The sequence below is a fragment of the Bordetella sp. 02P26C-1 genome, assembly GCF_009763255.1.
Taxonomy (GTDB): domain Bacteria; phylum Pseudomonadota; class Gammaproteobacteria; order Burkholderiales; family Burkholderiaceae_B; genus Bordetella_A.
Genome location: NZ_WSJB01000001.1, coordinates 64,838 through 79,799, shown reverse-complemented (window position 1 = coordinate 79,799; position 14,962 = coordinate 64,838). Strand labels below are relative to the sequence as shown.

Here is a 14,962-nt window from a genome sequence, read left to right as displayed (position 1 = left end):
TTCACACGACTTGATTTTCTTTGAAATGCGCCACCTCTTCGGGGGTGAAGCCCAGCGACGCCAGGACGGCGTCGGTGTGTTCGCCCACGGCTGGCACCGGGTCCATGCGCGGCGTAAAGGCGTTGCTGGTGGCGGGTGGCACCAGCGCTGGCAAGGTGCCCGCGGGGCTGCCGACTTCGCGCCAGCGATCGCGCGCCTGTAGCTGCGGGTGTGCCCAGACGCCTTTCATCTCGTTCACGCGGGCATTGGCGATCTGGGCGTCTTCCAACCGCTGCGTGACCTCATCGATCGTCATGGCGGCAAAGGCTTGCACGATGAGGGCTCGCAAGGGTTCGCGATTCGCGGTGCGACGCGAGTTGGAAGAAAACCGCTCGTCATCGGCCAGCTCGGGTTGACCCAGCACGCGCTCGCAGAACACGCGCCATTCGCGCTCGTTCTGCAGGCCCAGCATGATGGTGGCGCCATCGCCGACGGGGAATGGACCATAGGGATAGATGGTCGCATGGGCGGCGCCCGCGCGCGGCGGAGGGGTCGCGCCTTCGTAAGCGTAGTAAAGCGGATAGCCCATCCATTCGACCATGCTTTCCAGCATCGATACGTCCAGGCGGCTGCCCTTGCCTGTACGCTGGCGCAGCAATAGCGCGTTCAGGATCGAGGTATACGCATACATGCCGGCGGCGATGTCGGAGATCGAACAACCAGCCTTGGCGGGCGCATCGGGCGAGCCCGTCACGGACACAAAGCCGCTTTCGCTCTGGATCAGCAAGTCGTAGGCCTTTTTGGTCTCGTAGGGACCGCCCTCGCCATAGCCCGAAATATCGCACACGATGAGGCGCGGGTATTTTTCGTGCAGCTGATCGAACGACAGTCCCAAGCGCTCGGCCGCACCGGGTGCGAGGTTTTGCACGAGTACGTCGGCCGATTCGAGCAGACGCTGCATGACGTCGCCCGCCTCGGGATGTTTGAGGTTAAGCGTGAGGCTTTCCTTGGATCGGTTGGTCCAGACGAAATGCGAGGACAGGCCACGCACGCGTTCATCGTAGCCACGGGCGAAATCGCCCACACCGGGCCGCTCGATCTTGATGACGCGCGCACCCATATCGGCCAGCTGGCGCGAGCAGAACGGCGCGGCGATGGCGTGTTCCAGGCTGATGACGGTGATGCCATCGAGGGGACGCGGGTTACTGCCGATATTGCTCATGCGGAAAACCTCAGTTGTGCCTGATGGGCCAGCGTGCCGTCGCATTCGGCCCAGAGTTCTGCCTGACCCGGCTCGACGACGCGGCCGGCCACTTCGAACGGCGTGGGCGCGATCAGCGGACGCAGACCACGGTAGGACAAATGATCCAAGCGCGCGTCGGGATTCGCTTGACGAAAAGCCGCCACCATAAATGTCGCGATCAGCGGCCCGTGCACGACCAGGCCCGGATAGCCCTCGGTTTCAGTGACATAGGGATGATCGTAGTGAATGCGATGACCGTTGAAGGTGACCGCGGAATAGCGAAACAGCAGCAAGGGCGAAGGCTCAATGGTCTCGCACCATTGCGAAGCTGGCGCGGGCTCCGTGCCTGTGAGCTTGGGCGGCGACGGCTGCCGGTAGACGATGTCCTGCTCCTCCTCGATCGTCAGTGCGCCCTCCTGAAGGTAATGATGCCGCACCGTCACGAACAGCAAGGCACCCGTGCGGCCGACTTTTTCGCGTACATCGATCACTGTGGAGTTGCGCTCGGCGGCAACGCCCACGCGCAACGGCGAGTGAAAGGTCACCCGACCGCCTGCCCACATGCGATTGCGATCGTCGGCGGGCGGTAAAAAGCCGCCACGCGCGGGGTGTCCATCTACGCCGATGCCGTCTGCTTGCACCGGCTTGATAAAAAACGCCCATTGCCACAAGGCCGGCAACGCATCACCGACGGCGGGGGCCGGTTGGCCGAGCGTCGCAGCGATACGCGCGGCATGGCCCACGTCGAGGTTATCGGCGACTGACTCGCTGCTGCCAATCCAATCGGCGGGGGTTGTAGACGTCATGTAGTGCTTCCTAGGCTAGGTACGGAGTGGCCCATAGCATGCGCGGGCGTTCGGGTATTGTGAATTCGTATTTATACAAGACCGTGTTCAATGGCCTGGAATTCACTCCAAGGCGATGTTGACTGACGGGTATGGGAGGTTTGACGAGCCGTTTCCCGTAAAGAAGCGCCGGAGCAACATAACGATTACGCGCGATCTGTCGGGGGGAGCACGAGCCAAAAAACGGCCGCACAATCTGTGCGGCCTTGGGCGCGAAGGGAAATCGTGTGGCTAGGGCGACGAGCGTAAGCTCGCCCGCTACGCCCGCCCCACGCTTGAGACGCGGCTTACGCCACAGCGACCGGGATCTTGCCGATACGCGCTTGCCATTCCTTCGGCCCGGTGTTGTGCACCGACGTGCCTTCGGAATCGACCGCCACGGTGACCGGCATGTCCTTGACATCAAACTCGTAGATGGCTTCCATACCCAGGTCTTCAAAGGCCAACACGCGCGCCTCGCGAATCGCCTTGGACACCAGGTAAGCCGCGCCACCCACGGCCATCAAGTAGGCCGACTTGTGCTTGCGGATCGCTTCAATCGCGACCGGGCCGCGCTCGGACTTGCCGATCATCGCGATCAAGCCGGTCTGCGCCAGCATCATCTCGGTGAACTTGTCCATGCGGGTCGCGGTCGTGGGGCCTGCGGGACCGACGACTTCGTCGCGCACGGGGTCCACGGGACCGACGTAGTAGATCACGCGATTCTTGAAGTCCACCGGCAGCGGCTCGCCCTTGGCCAGCATGTCTTGAATGCGCTTGTGCGCGGCATCACGGCCGGTCAACATCTTGCCCGACAACAGCAGCGTCTGGCCGGGCTTCCAGCTGGCGACCTCTTCCGGGGTCAGGGCATCCAGATTGACTTGCTTGGACTTGTTGTAGTCCGGCGCCCAGCGCACTTCGGGCCATTCCGACAGCGCGGGCGGTTCCAGGCGAGCGGGACCGGAGCCATCGAGCTCGAAATGCGCGTGACGGGTAGCCGCGCAGTTGGGGATCATGGCCACGGGCTTGGACGCCGCGTGCGTGGGGAAAGTGTTGATCTTCACGTCCAGCACGGTCGTCAGACCACCCAGGCCCTGCGCGCCAATACCGAGCGCGTTGACCTTTTCGTAAAGCTCGATACGCAGTTCCTCGAGCTTGTTCTGCGGGCCGCGGGCCAGCAGCTCGTACATGTCGATGTCTTCCATCAACGATTGCTTGGCCATCAGCATGGCTTTCTCGGCCGTGCCGCCAACGCCGATCCCCAGCATGCCCGGCGGGCACCAGCCAGCGCCCATCGTGGGCACAGTCTTGAGCACCCAGTCCACCAGCGAATCGCTGGGGTTGAGCATCACGAACTTCGACTTGTTCTCGGAACCGCCGCCCTTGGAAGCAATTTGCACATCGACCTTGTCGCCCGGGACGAGTTCGACATGCAGGATACAGGGCGTGTTGTCGCGCGTGTTCTTGCGCGCGAAGATCGGATCGTCCAGCACGGAAGCGCGCAAGGGGTTGTCCGGGTTCGTGTAGCCACGGCGCACGCCTTCGTCGCACAGCTCTTGCAGCGTGCGGTTCGTCTCGAATCGCACGTTCATGCCCACTTTCAGGAACACGTTGACGATGCCGGTGTCCTGGCACAGCGGACGCTTGCCCTCGGCACACATGCGCGAGTTGGTCAGGATCTGCGCCATCGCGTCGCGCGCGGCCGGGCTTTCCTCGCGCTCATAGGCGCGGGCCAGGTGGCGGATGTAGTCAACGGGATGGTAGTAGCTGATGAACTGAATGCCGTCAGCGATAGACTGTATGAAGTCTTCTTCTTTGATCAGGGTAGACATGAGTGCTTGAGCGAAAACAACGAAAGGGGAACAGGCGGCCACGGTAGCCAGCCGCCCGGATCAATCAGGTATTTTAGGTCCAGCGTTGCCGGCCTTATTTGCCCTGCCAGACGGGCTTGCGTTTTTCGGCGAAGGCGGTGGCGCCTTCCTTGGCGTCGGCCGAGGTAAAGATATGGGAAATCAGCGGGCGCTGGCGATCGAACATGCCTTCCTGGTCCCAATCGACGGCTTGCGCCACCACGCTCTTGGCCGTTTGCACTGCCAACGGACCGTTTTCGACAATGATGCGCGCCAGGGCGAGCGCGCCCTCGAGCGCCTGGCCGGGCTCGGTCAGACGATTGACCAGACCGAAGGCATGGGCACGTTCGGCGGTGAACATATCGCCCGTCAGGATGATTTCCATGGCGATGTGATAGGGCAGGCGGCGCGGCAGACGCAGCAGACCGCCAGCGCCGGCAACCAGCCCACGTTTCACTTCAGGCAGCCCGAACTTCGCGTTGTTGGCCGCGACAATCAGATCCGCCGACAAGGCCATTTCGCAGCCACCGGCCAAAGCGAAACCCTCGATCGCCGCGATCAGAGGCTTGCGCGGCGGACGCTCGGTGATGCCGGCAAATCCACGGCCCGGAATATTCGGACGCTCGCCTTTCTGTGCAAAGGCCTTCAGATCCATGCCAGCGGAAAACACGCCGCCCGCGCCGGTCAGAATACCGATGCGCGCTTCGTCACGGTTATCAAGGTCGTCCAGCGCGGCGGCCAGCGCCTGCGCGGTTTCCAGATTGATGGCGTTTTTCGCCTCTGGACGATTGATGGTCATGACCTGGATACCGTCAATGAGCTCGACCTTGACTAACTCAGACATGCTAGATCCTCTGCTGATGGGCGCGGCGCCCGGAATAGATGGGGAACGACTCCGAATCATACGATTATCCCAGCCTCCGCGAATTTACAAATAGTAATGCTCTTGCACGCGTCTTGCGCGACCAAAGATTCCGGGTATGCTGCGGCCTGCCATCGTCCACTGCGGACGGCTTGCACAGCGCCTTGCCGGCGGGCCAGTTAAAATGGCCGCCTTTCCCGCCAACATGGGGCCTACACTGCCACGGCAGGCCGGGCTGCCCGGCGACCCGAATTCCAAGAATCTTATGCTCACCTTTCAGCAAATCATTCTCACGCTCCAGGATTACTGGGACAAGCAGGGCTGCGCGCTCTTGCAACCGTATGACATGGAGGTCGGCGCGGGCACTTCGCACACGGCGACGTTCCTGCGCGCCATCGGCCCGGAGCCCTGGCGCGCCGCCTACGTGCAGCCCTCGCGCCGTCCTAAGGACGGCCGCTATGGCGAGAACCCCAACCGCCTGCAGCACTACTATCAATATCAGGTGGTGCTGAAACCCGCGCCGCCGGAAATCCTCGACTTGTATATCGGTTCGCTCAAGGCACTGGGCATCGACCCGACCGAGCACGATATCCGTTTCGTCGAAGACGACTGGGAAAACCCCACGCTGGGCGCCTGGGGCCTGGGCTGGGAAGTCTGGCTCAACGGCATGGAAGTGACGCAGTTCACCTATTTCCAGCAGGTCGGCGGCCTGGATTGCAACCCCACGACCGGCGAGATCACGTATGGCCTGGAGCGTCTGGCGATGTATCTGCAGGACGTGCAAAGCGTGTACGACCTGGTCTGGACCGAGGGCGCCAATGGCCGCCGCGTGCTCTATCGCGACGTGTTCCATCAAAACGAAGTGGAGCAGTCCACTTATAACTTCGAGCATTCGTCGGCCGACATGCTGTTCGCGCATTTCAACGACTACGAAGCCGAAGCAAAGCGCCTGATGGACGTGCCGCTCGCCCTGCCCGCCTACGAGGCAGCGCTCAAGGCCGCGCATACGTTCAACATGCTGGATGCGCGCGGCGCCATCAGCGTGACCGAACGCGCCGCCTATATCGGCCGCATCCGCAACCTGTCGCGCGCCGTCGCGCAGGCCTATTACGATTCCCGTGAACGATTGGGCTTTCCGATGCTGGCGAATCGCCGCAACGAGGAGGCTGCCTGAATGACAACGTCTACCCGCCCCCTGCTGGTCGAACTGCTGACCGAAGAACTCCCGCCCAAGGCCCTGCACAAACTGGGCCAGGCTTTTGCCGAAGGCCTGCGCGCCACCTTGGCCAAGCATGCGCTGCTCGATGACGCGAACACCGTCACCGCCTTCGCCACGCCGCGCCGCCTGGCCGTGCGCCTGTCGCATGTGCGTGAACAAGCGCCGGATCAGGCCTACGCCGAAAAGCTGATGCCCGTGAAAGTCGGCCTGGATGCCGAGGGCAAGCCCACGCCCGCGCTGACCAAAAAGCTCGCCGCCAAAGGCCTCGAAAATATCGATCCGGCTACCCTCGCCCGCGAATCCGACGGCAAGCAGGAATACCTGATCGCCCGCGGCACCGCGCCCGGTGCCAAGCTCGCAGTGGGTTTGCAGGAAGGCCTGCAAGCCGCCATTGACGGCCTGCCGATCCCCAAGGTCATGCAATACCAGTTGGCCGATGGCGTGACCACGGTGAAATTCGTGCGCCCTGCGCATCGCCTGATCGCACTGCATGGCGCGGACATCGTGCCGGTCGCCGCGCTGGGCTTGACGGCAGGCCGCAGCACCCAAGGCCATCGCTTTATGTCCAGCGGCGTCATCGATATCGCCGATGCCACCGCCTATGAAACCACGCTGGCCAAACAAGGCCGCGTCGTGGCGTCGTTCGAAGCGCGCCGCGACGATATCCGTGCGCAGCTGCAATCGCACGCGGACAAGCTCGGCGCGACGCTGGGCGATGACCCGGAAGTCCTCGCGCTGCTGGACGAAGTCACCGCGCTGGTGGAACATCCCACGGTTTACGTGGGCCAGTTCGAAGAACAGTTCCTGCAAGTGCCGCAGGAATGCCTGATTCTGACCATGCGTCTGAATCAGAAATACTTCCCGCTATTCGATCCGGCCACGGGCAAGCTGACCCACCGTTTCCTGATCGTCAGCAACATGCAGACGGACAACCCCGTCCACATTGTCGAGGGCAATCAGCGCGTGGTGCGCCCGCGTCTGGCCGATGCGCAGTTCTTCTTCGAGACCGATCGCAAGACGCCGCTGGCCGCGCGGGTCGAACAGCTGGGCAGCATCGTCTATCACAACAAGCTCGGCACCCAGCTCGAACGCGTCGAACGCGTGCGCGCGATTGCGCGTGGCGTGGCCGAGCAACTGGGCAGCGATGTTGCCGCCGCTGATCGTGCCGCCCTGCTGGCCAAGGCCGATCTGGGCACCAACATGGTGGGCGAATTCCCCGAGCTGCAAGGCGTCATGGGCGCTTACTACGCGGCCGGTGACGGCGAATCCCCCACCGTGGTGCAAGCTCTACGCGACCAATACCGTATCCGTCTGGATGCGCCGGTCAATGCCGAGTCGCTGACCGCCGCGATCCTCTTTATCGCCGAACGCGCCGAGACGCTGATCGGTATCTGGGGCATTGGACTGGCGCCTACCGGCGAACGCGATCCCTTTGGCCTGCGCCGCGCCGCGCTCGGTTTGATCAGTGCTTTCGAGCAACTGGCCGCCGGTGGCTGGCTGGCCGCGAGCGCGAACGGCCCCCTCTCGCTGGACGGGCTCCTGACGCTGGCAACGGAAACGTTCCCCGCCGGCAAGATCCCAGCCGACACCCTGGCCGAAGTACGTACCTTCATCTTTGAACGGTATCGCAATCAGCTCGCGAGCGACTTCGACCGTAACGCGGTCGATGCCGTCATCGCGCTGGCGCCGCCGCTGCATCAAGTCGCCGCGCGCGTGCGTGCCGTCACGGCATTCGGACAGTTGCCCGAAGCCGCGAGCCTGGCCGCTGCCAACAAGCGTATCGGCAATCTGTTGAAGAAGGCCGAAGGCGAGATCGGCTCGGTGGACGCCTCGCGTCTGACCGAACCGGCCGAACAGGCCCTGGCCAGCGCCGTGGCGACCCTGCGTCCGCAGGCCGAAGCGCAGCTGCAAGCGGGCGATTTCGCGGGCAGCCTGAGCACGCTGGCCCAGGCGCGCGAGCCGGTCGACGCGTTCTTTGCCGATGTCATGGTCATGGCCGAAGACCCTGCTGTGCGCGCCAACCGGCTCGCATTGCTGGGTCAACTGCATGGTCTGATGAACCAGGTGGCCGATATTTCGAGGCTGGCCCAGTGAAGCTCATCATCCTCGATCGCGACGGCGTCATCAATCAGGACAGCGACGAATTTGTCAAAAGTCCCGAGGAATGGATCCCCCTGCCGGGCAGCATGGCGGCGATCGCCCGGCTGTCGCAGGCGGGCTATACCGTGGCCATCGCCACCAATCAGTCGGGGCTGGCGCGTGGCCTGTTCGATACGGCCACGCTCAACAATATCCACGCCAAGCTGCACGCCGAGGTCGCCCAGGCCGGTGGCATCGTCGATGCCATTTTCATGTGCCCGCATGGCCCGCAGGATGGCTGCGACTGCCGCAAGCCGCTGCCCGGCATGTATCGTGACATCGCGCGCCGCTATGACATCGATCTGACGGGCGTGCCCGCCGTGGGCGACTCGTTGCGCGATCTGCAGGCCGCGGCCGCCGCGGGCTGCCAGCCTTGGCTGGTGTTGACCGGCAATGGCCGGAAAACACAACAAGGCGAGTTGCCGCCGGGCACGCGGGTCGCAGCGGATCTGTCGGCCGTGGTCGATGCGCTGTTGCAGGAAGCTTGAGCATGGCCTGGCTGCGTTCAGCGTTATACATGGCGTTCTTGATCATCACGGTGATTCCGTACGCCTTTGCCTGCCTGCTGTGGTCGCCTGCGCCTTTGCACTGGCGGTATAAGCTCACGATGGGCTGGCCGCGCATGGCCATCTGGGGCGCCCGGTTCTTCTGCGGCATCCGCTGGCGCGTCAAGGGCGCGGAGAATCTGCCAGACGGACCGGCGGTGTTGTTGTCCAAGCATCAATCCGCGTGGGAAACCTTGTTTTTCCCGGCTCACATGCCACGCGAAGTCTGCTTTGTGTACAAGAAAGAATTGCACAAAGTACCCTTTTTCGGCTGGGGTCTGGCGCTGCTGCGCATGATCCCGATCGATCGGGCCAAGGGGCGCGATGCGTTCGAGCAAGTCATCAAACTTGGTCAGCTGCGCATGAACGAAGGCCGCTGGCCACTGCTCTTTCCGGAAGGCACGCGCGTTGCCCCCGGCAAGACGGCGCGGTTCAAGGCCGGTGGCGCGATACTGGCCTCGCGCACGGGCGCGGTGGTGATCCCCATCGCGCATAACGCGGGCGAGTGCTGGCGGCGCAATGCCTTTATCAAGCGCCCCGGTCTGATCACCGTGTCAATCGGCCCCGCCATCGCCTCGCAAGGCCTCAGCCCCGATGAGTTGAACGCGAAAGTGCAAGCGTGGATCGAAGGGGAAATGCGGCAGCTCAATCCCGAAAGGTATGCCTCAGAACGGTCAGCTTGAATTGTTGTTCTCGCCTCCCGCACCTGTGACGCCTGCCGCGCCAGACGTCACAGCGGGACCGGCCGCCGGCACCACCGCCATCATCGTCACGCCTTGCCCTGCCACGCTGCCTGCCGGCGCGCGCTGGCGTGAAGTCAAAACCGAGCAACAAACGATCGGATTCGTGCTGCTGCGTTCGCGCCGCCGCAGCATCGGCTTTGTCATTACCGACGACGGCTTGCGCGTGACCGCGCCCAATTGGGTGACCTTGACCCAGATCGACGAAGCCGTCCGGGAAAAGGCGCGCTGGATACTGTCCAAGCTGCGCGATTGGCATGCGCGCCGCGAACGGCTGGCGATGGCGCAAACGCGCTGGCAGGCCGGCGGCGAATTGCCCTATCTGGGCAAACGCATCGTGCTCGATCTCAGTCCGCAAACACGTCAGGCTCGTTTCTCAGGCGATGTGGAGTCGCCGCAGGATGGCGATGCCTTGATCCTGCCCTTGCCGATGGACGCCGAGGATGCGCGTATTCGTGACACGGCGCAGGCCTGGCTGCAGCAGCGCGCGGGCACCTTGTTCGGCTCGCGCCTTGCGCATTTTCTGCAGATCACCGGTCTGAAAATTCGCCGCTGGCGGCTGTCTTCGGCCGCCACCCGCTGGGGCTCGTGCACCAGCGATGGCAACATCATGCTTAACTGGCGCCTGATTCATTTCGCTCCGTCCATCATCGACTACGTGATCGCCCACGAACTGGCGCATCTGCGCGAGATGAACCATAGTCCGGACTTTTGGGCCGAGGTCGGCCAGATCCTGCCCGGTTTCGAGGAAGCCAAGCGCGTGCTGCGCCAGCATGATCCCGCGACCCTGCCTCAGTTTTAGAGACCGCCATGGAACTGCGCCAGCTACGTTACTTCGTCAAAGTGGCCGAATACGGCAGCATGGGACGCGCGGCCGCTGATCTGGGCGTTGTGACCTCGGCGCTAAGCCAGCAGATCAGCCGGCTGGAAAGCGAGCTATCGACGCGCTTGCTGATTCGCACTTCTAGTGGCGTGGTCCCTACTGATGCGGGGCTCGCTTTTCTGCGGCAAGCCCAGCTCGCGCTGCGGCACGCCGATGGCGCGGCCCGGGCCGCCAAGGCATCGCGACTCAGCGGTGAAGTCAACGTTGGCTTGCCTGCGACGACTGCCTCGGTGCTCGCCGTGCCATTCATGCAGGCCATGCGCGATCGCTACCCCGAGGTACGTGTCCATCTGATCGAAAGTCTGTCGGGGTATCTGACCGCGATGCTCAATTCGCGCCAGCTTGATCTCGCGGTGGTGTTTCGCACCGAGACCGCGCGCCGCTGGAGCACGCTGCCCTTGATCGAGGAACGGCTGTTTCTCATCGCCCCGCAGGACATGCCCGGCTTGCCGCCGGAAGGGCCGGTTCGTTTAAAGGACATTGCCAAACTGCCCTTGCTCATGCCCAGCGCCAGCCATGGCTTGCGGCTGCAGTTCGAGGCCTCGTGCGCCCGGCTGCGTATCGAGCCGAATCTCGCGGCGGAAATCGATGGGTTGGACGTCTTGATGGACCTCGTGCGCAGCGGCTTTGGCGCCACGATTCAACCGGGTGCCGCGACCGTGCGCCTGCGTGGCGAGGCCCTGGCGGTGCGACAGATCACCGACCGGCATCTGCGGCGCTCCAATCTGCTGGCCAGCGTCTCCGATGACGAGCTCTCGCCCGCGGCGCTGGCGGCCCGCGTGCTGCTTGCCCAAACCGTCGAAACTCTGGTGCGCGACGGGGCCTGGCCCGGGGCGACCCTTCACAAATCGTGAACGCCCATTGAGGGAATGGGTCTGGCGTCAGACCCTGCCTGGCCCTATAGTGCGAGCCTGACTTTACAGGCTCATACTCATGATAGACGTACTGGTGATAGGCGGTGGCAATGCCGCACTATGCGCAGCCCTGATGGCGCGCGAGGCGGGAGCCAGTGTCCTGATGCTCGAAGCCGCGCCCAAAGAATGGCGTGGCGGTAACTCCCAACACACGCGCAACCTGCGCTGCATGCACGATGCGCCCCAAGACGTGCTGGTCGATGCCTATCCCGAAGAGGAATACTGGCAAGACTTGCTCAAGGTCACGGGCGGCATTACTAATGAACACCTCGCTCGCCTGGTGATTCGCGCCTCGTCCACCTGTCGGGATTGGATGCGCAAACATGGCGTGAATTTCCAGCCGCCATTGTCCGGCGCGCTGCACGTGGCGCGTACCAACGCGTTCTTCATGGGCGGCGGCAAAGCGCTGGTCAATGCCTACTATCGCAGCGCCGAAGCGCTGGGCGTACAGATTCGCTACGAGTCGCCGGTCGATTCGCTGGAACTGGACAACGGCCGCTTCGTGGCCGCGCGCGTGGGCAACGAACGCATCACGGCGCGCGCCTGTGTGCTGGCCGCGGGCGGATTCGAATCCAACCGCGAGTGGCTGCGCGAGGCATGGGGACAGAACGAGCGCGGCGAATGGCCGGCCGATAACTTCCTCATCCGTGGAACCCGTTTCAACCAAGGCGTGCTGCTGAAGTTCATGATGAATGCGGGTGCTGACATCATCGGCGATCCGTCGCAATCGCACTGCGTGGCGATCGATGCGCGCGCGCCCTTGTATGACGGTGGCATCTGCACGCGTATCGACTGCGTGTCGCTGGGCGTGGTGGTCAATCGCGAAGCCAAGCGCTTTTATGACGAGGGCGAGGACTTCTGGCCCAAGCGTTACGCCATCTGGGGCCGGCTGACCGCGATGCAGCCGGGGCAGATCGCCTACTCGATCATCGATTCCAAGGCCATCGGTCGATTCATGCCGCCCGTCTTCCCGGGGGTGAAGGCAGATACGCTGCCCGAACTCGCGAGCAAGCTCGGTCTGGACGAAGCGCAGTTCATGCAAACCATGAACGAGTACAACGCATCCTGCCGCGTGGGCACGTTCGATCACACCTCGCTGGATGATTGTCACACCGAAGGCGTCACGCCCGCCAAGACGCACTGGGCCCGTCCGATCGACACTGGTCCGTTCTACGGCTACGCGCTGCGCCCGGGCATTACCTTTACCTATCTGGGCCTGAAGGTCGACGAGACCGCCGCGGTTCGATTCAACGACAAACCCAGCGACAACCTGTTTGTCGCCGGTGAAATGATGGCCGGCAACGTGCTGGGCAAAGGCTATACGGCTGGCGTCGGCATGTCGATCGGCACGGCATTTGGCCGCATCGCCGGCACGCGCGCCGCCCAAGCGGCGCTGGCGCAACGCGCCGTAGGAGCACAACGTGAAGCAGCTTGAAGCCCTGACCCAACAGGCCCGTGACGCCGCCGCACCGGCAATGATGCCGCGTTCGGCCAGCGCCGCCGTGACGGAACAACCCGTCCATTTTCACGCCAAGGGTGCGTCCATCACGCCCGCCACGCTGACCGACGACGAGACCGAAGTCGCACGCGTGATGCAGATCTGTAACGCATGCCGGTATTGCGAAGGGTTCTGCGCGGTGTTCCCGGCCATGACGCGCCGGCTGGAATTCGGCAAGGCCGACATCAACTATCTGGCCAACCTGTGCCATAACTGCGGCGCCTGTCTGCACGCGTGCCAATACGCGCCCCCGCATGAATTTGGCGTGAACGTGCCCCAGGCCATGGCCAAGGTTCGCGTTCAGACCTATAGCGACTATGCCTGGCCAGCTGCGCTGGGCAAGCTGTACAAGCGCAATGGTCTGACGGTGTCGATGGCCGCGGCTGCCGCGCTGGCGCTGTTCCTGGTGCTGACCGTCATGATCAATGGCAGCCTGCTGCATGCGCCGTTGGCGGGAAATTTCTATGCGATCTTCCCGCACAACACATTGGCGCTGATGTTTGGCGTGGTGTTTGTGTTCGCGATCATCGCGCTCGGTATCGGGGTAACGCGTTTCTGGCGCGAGGTATCCCCAGGCAGCGCCTCAGGGGCGGCGGTCGCGGAAGCCACGCACAATGTCCTGCGCTTGAAGTATCTGGATGGCGGCCATGGCAAGGGGTGCAACAACGCCGATGACGCGTTCACGCTGCTGCGCCGGCGTTTCCATCACCTGACCTTCTACGGCTTCATGCTGTGCTTTGCCGCCACCTCGGTCGCCACGCTCTACCACTATGCCTTTGGCTGGGAAGCCCCGTACCCGTACTTCAGCCTGCCCGTGATTCTGGGCACGCTGGGCGGCATCGGCCTGCTCATCGGGCCGGCGGGTTTGCTGTGGCTGAACGTGAAGCGCCATCCGCTGCAAGGCGACACCGCGCAACGTCCCATGGATCGCGGATTCATCGCGCTGCTGTTCTTGATCAGCCTGACCGGCCTGCTGCTGCTCGCCCTGCGCGATACGCAGTTCATGGGCCTGCTGCTGGCGATCCACCTGGGCGTGGTGATGGCGCTGTTCCTCACGCTGCCCTACGGCAAGTTCGCTCACGGCATCTATCGCAGCGCATCGCTGTTGAAATGGTCGATCGAAAAACGGCAGCCGGACCCGCTGAAACTGGGTTCTGACTGATCCGTCCCTGACGGCTGCCCCTCGGGGCAGCGCCAGACATCGCGCGGCGTTTTCTGCATTCGCAGGGAACGCCGCGTTTGTTTTGCTACGATGTCGATGTGGGCCACGAGCCTTGTTTTCAATTAGAAAAAGGAATTCCTCATGCGTCTCTTGCATACCATGCTGCGAGTCGGCAATCTGGACAAGTCGATCGACTTCTACACCAACGTACTGGGCATGCGCCTGTTGCGCCGCAAAGACTACCCGGAAGGCAAATTCACCCTGGCTTTTGTCGGGTACCAGGACGAGAGCGAAGCGGCCGCGATCGAGCTGACCTACAACTGGGACACCGATCACTACGATCTGGGCACGGGCTATGGTCATATCGCCATCGAGGTCGATGACGCCTACGACGCCTGTGAAAAGGTCAAGCAACGCGGTGGCAAGGTCACGCGCGAAGCCGGCCCGATGAAGCACAGCACCACCGTCATCGCCTTCGTCGAGGACCCGGACGGTTACAAAATCGAATTCATCCAGAATAAAAACCGCGTCGACTAAGACCCGGCACAGCCCGCCATGATTCATCCCATCCTGAAAATGGGCGATCCGCGCCTGTTGCGCATCGCTCAGCCCGTGCAGGCCTTTGACACGCCGGAACTCGACGCCCTGATCGCGGACATGTTCGAGACAATGGAACACGCGCGCGGGGTCGGCCTGGCCGCGCCGCAGATCGGCGTGGACCTGCAGGTAGCGATCTTCGGGTTCGAGCGCAACGAGCGCTACCCCGATGCGCCGGCGGTACCGCAGACCGTGTTGTGTAACCCGGTCATCACACCGTTATCGGACGAACGTGAAGACGGCTGGGAAGGCTGCTTGTCCGTGCCTGGCATGCGCGGAATGGTGTCGCGTTACCGGCATATCCGATACAGCGGCTACGATCCCAAGGGCGAGCGTATCGAGCGCGAGGCCGAGGGTTTTCATGCGCGCGTGGTGCAGCACGAATGCGACCATTTGATCGGGCGCTTGTATCCGTCGCGCATCGAGGACTTTTCGAAGTTCGGTTTCACCGAAATTCTGTTCCCCGGGATGGATCCAAATCAGGACGACTGAGGCGGCGGTTCAGGC

Annotated in this window: 14 protein-coding genes; 10 read left to right on the top strand and 4 right to left on the bottom strand. The window is 63.1% G+C overall.

Annotated elements, in window-relative coordinates:
* Position 1: 1 nt before the first annotated feature.
* From GOQ28_RS00350 to GOQ28_RS00335, 4 genes are all read right to left on the bottom strand, one after another.
* Positions 2–1,201, bottom strand: coding sequence for a CaiB/BaiF CoA transferase family protein (locus GOQ28_RS00350; protein WP_160354981.1), 1,200 nt, complete (start codon positions 1,199–1,201; stop codon positions 2–4).
* Positions 1,198–2,028, bottom strand: a complete 831-nt coding sequence (locus GOQ28_RS00345) for an FAS1-like dehydratase domain-containing protein (protein ID WP_160354980.1) — start codon at positions 2,026–2,028, stop codon at positions 1,198–1,200. Before GOQ28_RS00345 ends, GOQ28_RS00350 begins: the two co-directional genes overlap by 4 nt.
* A gap of 326 nt (positions 2,029–2,354) precedes the next feature.
* The gene (locus GOQ28_RS00340) at positions 2,355–3,878 is read right to left on the bottom strand and encodes a fumarate hydratase (protein WP_160348613.1); all 1,524 of its coding nucleotides are present in this window, start codon (positions 3,876–3,878) and stop codon (positions 2,355–2,357) included.
* A gap of 94 nt (positions 3,879–3,972) precedes the next feature.
* Positions 3,973–4,740, bottom strand: a complete 768-nt coding sequence (locus GOQ28_RS00335; protein WP_160348614.1) for a crotonase/enoyl-CoA hydratase family protein — start codon at positions 4,738–4,740, stop codon at positions 3,973–3,975.
* Positions 4,741–5,023: 283 nt separating this feature from the next.
* Here GOQ28_RS00335 and glyQ point away from each other — a divergent pair, with 283 nt between their 5' ends.
* The 10 genes from glyQ (at position 5,024) to def (ending at position 14,947) form a co-directional block, all read left to right on the top strand.
* The gene (glyQ, locus tag GOQ28_RS00330) at positions 5,024–5,932 is read left to right on the top strand and encodes a glycine--tRNA ligase subunit alpha (RefSeq protein WP_160348787.1); all 909 of its coding nucleotides are present in this window, start codon (positions 5,024–5,026) and stop codon (positions 5,930–5,932) included.
* Complete coding sequence (glyS, locus tag GOQ28_RS00325; RefSeq protein ID WP_160354979.1) at positions 5,933–8,071, top strand: glycine--tRNA ligase subunit beta; 2,139 nt, start codon at positions 5,933–5,935, stop codon at positions 8,069–8,071.
* Positions 8,068–8,604, top strand: a complete 537-nt coding sequence (gmhB, locus tag GOQ28_RS00320) for a D-glycero-beta-D-manno-heptose 1,7-bisphosphate 7-phosphatase (RefSeq protein WP_160348616.1) — start codon at positions 8,068–8,070, stop codon at positions 8,602–8,604. Before glyS ends, gmhB begins: the two co-directional genes overlap by 4 nt.
* Positions 8,605–8,606: 2 nt before the next feature.
* Positions 8,607–9,344, top strand: coding sequence for a lysophospholipid acyltransferase family protein (locus GOQ28_RS00315; RefSeq protein ID WP_160348617.1), 738 nt, complete (start codon positions 8,607–8,609; stop codon positions 9,342–9,344).
* Positions 9,322–10,203, top strand: a complete 882-nt coding sequence (locus GOQ28_RS00310) for a M48 family metallopeptidase (protein WP_160354978.1) — start codon at positions 9,322–9,324, stop codon at positions 10,201–10,203. Before GOQ28_RS00315 ends, GOQ28_RS00310 begins: the two co-directional genes overlap by 23 nt.
* A gap of 8 nt (positions 10,204–10,211) precedes the next feature.
* Complete coding sequence (locus tag GOQ28_RS00305) at positions 10,212–11,138, top strand: LysR family transcriptional regulator (protein WP_160354977.1); 927 nt, start codon at positions 10,212–10,214, stop codon at positions 11,136–11,138.
* Between the two features lie 79 nt (positions 11,139–11,217).
* The gene (gene tcuA, locus GOQ28_RS00300) at positions 11,218–12,633 is read left to right on the top strand and encodes an FAD-dependent tricarballylate dehydrogenase TcuA (protein WP_160348620.1); all 1,416 of its coding nucleotides are present in this window, start codon (positions 11,218–11,220) and stop codon (positions 12,631–12,633) included.
* Positions 12,620–13,858, top strand: coding sequence for a tricarballylate utilization 4Fe-4S protein TcuB (tcuB, locus tag GOQ28_RS00295; RefSeq protein ID WP_336603708.1), 1,239 nt, complete (start codon positions 12,620–12,622; stop codon positions 13,856–13,858). Before tcuA ends, tcuB begins: the two co-directional genes overlap by 14 nt.
* A 141-nt stretch (positions 13,859–13,999) precedes the next feature.
* The gene (gene gloA, locus GOQ28_RS00290; protein WP_160348621.1) at positions 14,000–14,395 is read left to right on the top strand and encodes a lactoylglutathione lyase; all 396 of its coding nucleotides are present in this window, start codon (positions 14,000–14,002) and stop codon (positions 14,393–14,395) included.
* 18 nt (positions 14,396–14,413) lie between these two features.
* A complete protein-coding gene (gene def, locus GOQ28_RS00285; protein ID WP_160354976.1) occupies positions 14,414–14,947 on the top strand; it encodes a peptide deformylase in 534 nt (177 codons plus the stop codon).
* Positions 14,948–14,962: the final 15 nt, after the last annotated feature.

Coding starts and splice junctions, on each gene's coding strand:
- GOQ28_RS00350 (WP_160354981.1), bottom strand. CDS start 1,201: ATGAGCAATATCGGCAGTAACCCGCGTCCCCTCGATGGCATCACCGTC.
- GOQ28_RS00345 (WP_160354980.1), bottom strand. CDS start 2,028: ATGACGTCTACAACCCCCGCCGATTGGATTGGCAGCAGCGAGTCAGTC.
- GOQ28_RS00340 (WP_160348613.1), bottom strand. CDS start 3,878: ATGTCTACCCTGATCAAAGAAGAAGACTTCATACAGTCTATCGCTGAC.
- GOQ28_RS00335 (WP_160348614.1), bottom strand. CDS start 4,740: ATGTCTGAGTTAGTCAAGGTCGAGCTCATTGACGGTATCCAGGTCATG.
- glyQ (WP_160348787.1), top strand. CDS start 5,024: ATGCTCACCTTTCAGCAAATCATTCTCACGCTCCAGGATTACTGGGAC.
- glyS (WP_160354979.1), top strand. CDS start 5,933: ATGACAACGTCTACCCGCCCCCTGCTGGTCGAACTGCTGACCGAAGAA.
- GOQ28_RS00315 (WP_160348617.1), top strand. CDS start 8,607: ATGGCCTGGCTGCGTTCAGCGTTATACATGGCGTTCTTGATCATCACG.
- GOQ28_RS00310 (WP_160354978.1), top strand. CDS start 9,322: ATGCCTCAGAACGGTCAGCTTGAATTGTTGTTCTCGCCTCCCGCACCT.
- GOQ28_RS00305 (WP_160354977.1), top strand. CDS start 10,212: ATGGAACTGCGCCAGCTACGTTACTTCGTCAAAGTGGCCGAATACGGC.
- tcuA (WP_160348620.1), top strand. CDS start 11,218: ATGATAGACGTACTGGTGATAGGCGGTGGCAATGCCGCACTATGCGCA.
- gloA (WP_160348621.1), top strand. CDS start 14,000: ATGCGTCTCTTGCATACCATGCTGCGAGTCGGCAATCTGGACAAGTCG.
- def (WP_160354976.1), top strand. CDS start 14,414: ATGATTCATCCCATCCTGAAAATGGGCGATCCGCGCCTGTTGCGCATC.